Genomic DNA, 3,134 nt, shown 5'->3' on the forward strand with positions numbered 1-3,134 from the left:
CGAAAAAAGCGGTAGAAAATGAGCTTGTCCAAAAAACAACTGCCTATAAAGATGGCAAGATTATTTACCTAGATCCAGATGCATGGTATTTGAGTGGAGGCGGTTTAAAATCTATGAAGTTGATGGCAAAGGAAATCAGTCAGTCTTTATAGTGTGAGGAGCCAGGAGTTATGCTTGGCTTTTCCTAGATTACGTTAAAAAAGATGATTTGGAGGGAATGTATATGTTTTATCAAATCAAAAAGGTAGTTGTGAAAGAGGGATTTTCAGAGCAAGTGGTGGAGAGGTTTGCCAAACGTGGGAGCATTATGGAACAGCGTCCAGGCTTCATTGATAAGCAGGTATTAGTAAAAAAGGTTCGCCGTGGAGATGAAGAAGTATTGGTAGTGGTGCGCTGGGATTCTGAACAGGATTGGAAAAATTGGGAAAAGAGCCCGGAGCATATCGCTGGGCACAAACAAAAACAAGGTGGAGCAAAGCCAGAATACGTGATTGAATCGAGTCAAGATTTGTATGAGGTAAAGGCGTAAGAAAAAGGGTGTCAGGCACCGCGTGGAGACAATGGTCTTTTCGTGGTGCACGACGCCCTTATTTGGTGTAACGGTTTGCATAGCTGGAGGCAACGAAGGCATTGGGTTTGATTTTTGGTTCGACGCCTATCGATTCCATTCGCGTCACCATTTCTTTGACGAACTCTCGTGTTTTATTTCGTTTGCCGGCTCCGATATCAATATGACCTTCCATCGTGAAGGTGGCTCCGTCGTAAAGATAGGGGAGGACGACGGCGATTAATTGATTTTTTCTTTCTTCGGTAAACATCGAAACGATTTCCTCGGTTAATGATAATTCGAGGGAGATCTTTTCATGTAATTGTGTCATCTTCCTTGGAATAATGACTTTTCTTATACATGCCCAAACTCCATTGCCCTCTCGTTGAATCACAATGCCCGTGATAAAAACAGTCTGGGATCTATGAACCTGTGAATCAGTTCCAACCATAAGGCGGTAGTTTCCATTCGGTTTTAGTGTCATGAATGAAATAATCCGTTCAAAGACCTGTTCAAACGACAGCCCTTTTTCCTGAAAATTTTGAAACGAATGGTGATATGCAGGTGATTTTTTCATATTGTAGCACCACATCTTTCCCTTCCGTAGAAAAACTTAAAATACTACTCCTACTCTCATCTTATGGAATCTCGACAATGGACGTGCAGCCTTTGAAGATATAAGCACTCATGTGAAAATGTATGAAGGAAAGTCTAAAAAAATGCCCCGGGGTGTCAGGCACCGTTCGTGGACAGTGTGTTTTCCGGATGGACACTGACGTTGAAGTGGTCGCGCTAGTTTAGCATTGTCCAATCCTTTTACTAGTCTGACTATACCGGAGGATTTTACAGGAAATTGTCGAATAAATATATTTATAGAGCATATGGTTGGAAGTAATCAGACATAAAGAATAAGTAGGATTTGGAAGGGGTGGGGGGGTTGGTTAAGCGCAGAATAAAGCAGAACGAGCTGAGCATTTTAAAACGGGAACTTCGATTTTTGGAAAAATCAGAAGTACTGCCAATCGAAAAGACGAAAGAGATTGAAGCCCTGTATGACGTAGAGAAGCTTTCTTTTACAAAAACGCTTTTATACGTGGGATCCATCTTAATTGGCGCTGGGGTTCTCAGTTTCGTTGCCAGTAATTGGGGTGAAATTGGCAAGACTATTAAATTCCTTTTTATTATCGGATTGTTCATTGCTTGTAATTTCGCAGGGTATAAAATGGAAATACATTATCAAAAGACATCCAAGAGCCTTTATTATTTAGGTGTACTTGTTTTTGGAGCAGGGATTTTTCTAGTTGAGCAGATGTTCCATCTTGGACAAAGTTTTCAAGCATCCTTTTTATGGTGGTCGCTCGGGATATTTCCGTTAGCATGGGTGTTACGAGATAAATGGATTCTTTTTGCTTCATCGGTATTCGCACTCGTTTATTTGTTAGATGAGCACTATCTCCAAGGAGGAAGTATTCCATACTGGATTCTACTCTGGATCGCTGCCATATATATCTTAAATGGAAAAATAGGGTTTTCAAAGAAGACAGGTTTTGTCACCGCGGTGCTGTCGCTAGCCTTTATCGGAACAATGATTAGCTTCTTTATCAATGGATATGAATACTTTCAGGATCCATCATATATGTATGGATTAATCTATTTGATCATAGGGGTGGTACTTGTCTTTTTAAAGGGAAAAATGCGAGACATCTATGTGATAGTGGGATACCTTACACATGGCGCAGCGGCACTCATACTATCTTTTGAGGGGACTTGGCCCCTAGATTGGCTGTATATTCCTTTTTCCCTTCTCTACATCCTCTTTGTCTTGTATCTTATTAACAGAGGCAGCTTGCTGAGCATCATCATCCTTTGTGTGATGATTTTCCGTTTTTACTTGGATATATCCTTCGCGTTCTTGCCCAAATCGTTCGTGTTTATCATAGGTGGATTTTTACTGCTCGGCTTCGGATTTTATTTTGAAAAACAACGAAAAAAAGGGGTGGGCATTCATGAATAGTCGGACGAAACAATTGATACTGGCTTGCACGTTTCCAGTACTGATTCTTGTAGTCATATGTGTGAAGCCCGTATATACCCTGTTAGCGGGAGAAGAAATTATTCTCCAAACGATGCCAGTGGACCCTACTGATCTTTTTCGAGGTGATTATGTGGCTCTTCGCTATGAGGCTGAAGAAGTCCCAAAACAACTGGTCGAAGATGAGGTACTGACCAAGTATGATAAAAATTGGGGAGAGCTAGACGTTTATGTGCTGTTAGCGGAAAAGAAAGGGGTGCATACTCCTGTCAAAGTCACCATGAAGAAGCCATCGAGGGGAATTTACCTAAAAGGTACCCTCAACTATATTGAGAAAACGGAGGACGGTGAAGAACACGCCTTCATTGAATATAATCTAGATAAATACTATGTAGAGGATAATACTGGTACAGAATGGGAAAAGGCCTCCGCTCAAGGCGATATACTCGCTAAAATAAAAGTGAATAATGGCTACGCTATCTTAAAAGATATAGAAATGAAATAAAAAAGAGTGTCAGGCACCATCCGTGGACAATGTCCATAAGCGGTGCCTGA

General features: G+C 41.1%; 4 protein-coding genes and 1 pseudogene. 4 read left to right on the forward strand and 1 reads right to left on the reverse strand.

Annotated elements, in window-relative coordinates:
- Positions 1-152: pseudogene (locus TY15_RS25065) on the forward strand (ABC transporter); the annotation flags it as partial.
- A gap of 71 nt (positions 153-223) precedes the next feature.
- A complete protein-coding gene (locus tag TY15_RS22720; RefSeq protein WP_040205248.1) occupies positions 224-529 on the forward strand; it encodes an antibiotic biosynthesis monooxygenase family protein in 306 nt (101 codons plus the stop codon).
- Positions 530-587: 58 nt separating this feature from the next.
- Here TY15_RS22720 and TY15_RS22725 read toward each other — a convergent pair whose 3' ends face one another.
- Positions 588-1,124 (reverse strand): ribonuclease H-like YkuK family protein, encoded by a 537-nt coding sequence (locus TY15_RS22725; protein WP_040205246.1) that lies wholly within the window; start codon positions 1,122-1,124, stop codon positions 588-590.
- Positions 1,125-1,484: 360 nt separating this feature from the next.
- On the opposite strand from TY15_RS22725, the gene TY15_RS22730 reads away from it, so the two are divergent.
- Both TY15_RS22730 and TY15_RS22735 read left to right on the forward strand, forming a co-directional pair.
- On the forward strand, positions 1,485-2,561 hold the full coding sequence (locus TY15_RS22730) for a DUF2157 domain-containing protein (protein ID WP_040205245.1): 1,077 nt from the start codon (positions 1,485-1,487) through the stop codon (positions 2,559-2,561).
- A complete protein-coding gene (locus TY15_RS22735) occupies positions 2,554-3,084 on the forward strand; it encodes a GDYXXLXY domain-containing protein (RefSeq protein ID WP_040205243.1) in 531 nt (176 codons plus the stop codon). Before TY15_RS22730 ends, TY15_RS22735 begins: the two co-directional genes overlap by 8 nt.
- Positions 3,085-3,134: the final 50 nt, after the last annotated feature.

Origin of the sequence: Neobacillus jeddahensis (assembly GCF_000612625.1) — a bacterium.
Taxonomy (GTDB): domain Bacteria; phylum Bacillota; class Bacilli; order Bacillales; family Cytobacillaceae; genus Neobacillus; species Neobacillus jeddahensis.